The 527-nt window shown below is 59.6% G+C and carries 1 protein-coding gene; it reads left to right on the top strand.

All coding sequences use genetic code 11. From position 1 onward, the window contains the following. Positions 1 to 97: 97 nt before the first annotated feature. Positions 98 to 523, top strand: coding sequence for an Ohr family peroxiredoxin (locus AACY08_RS28635; protein ID WP_339472463.1), 426 nt, complete (start codon positions 98 to 100; stop codon positions 521 to 523). Positions 524 to 527 lie beyond the last annotated feature (4 nt).

The following is a 527-nucleotide window of genomic DNA, read 5'->3' as shown; positions in this document are numbered from 1 at the left end:
CCGGAAAAATACACCATCAGAATATCGCTTGCATTCAATTAAATTGCACACAATATAAAACGCGTTCGACATTCCACAGTTTAGCAAGGAGACGACGATGAGCACGCTCTACAGCACGAAGGTAACCGCTATTGGCGGCCGCAGCGGCACCATTCGTAGCGAGGATGGCCTGCTTGACCTCCAACTCGCACTGCCGACGTCGCTCGGTGGCAAGGGCGGGGCGACCAATCCCGAGCAATTGTGCGCCGCCTGCTACGCCGCCTGCTTTGAAAATGCCGTGATCCACGTCCCGCGGGGCAAGGCCGAGAAGGTCAAGGATGACGACATTGTCGTGGTCGCCGACGTTGGTCTGTCGCCCAACGCGTCGGGTGGCTTCGTGCTGTCGGTCGCGCTCGATGTGACGATCACCGGGCTTGACCAGGCCAGCGCCGAGGCGATCGTCGCGGCCGCGCATGCCGTCTGCCCCTATTCCAACGCGGTAAAGGGCAATATCGACGTCAAGATCACCGTCGCGACCAAGTGACGGA

The organism is Pseudomonas sp. EL_65y_Pfl1_R83, from assembly GCF_963970695.1.
GTDB lineage: Bacteria > Pseudomonadota > Gammaproteobacteria > Pseudomonadales > Pseudomonadaceae > Aquipseudomonas > Aquipseudomonas tritici.
The sequence above is the reverse complement of the archived record's forward strand: the minus strand, read 5'-3'. Positions and strand labels throughout refer to the sequence as shown.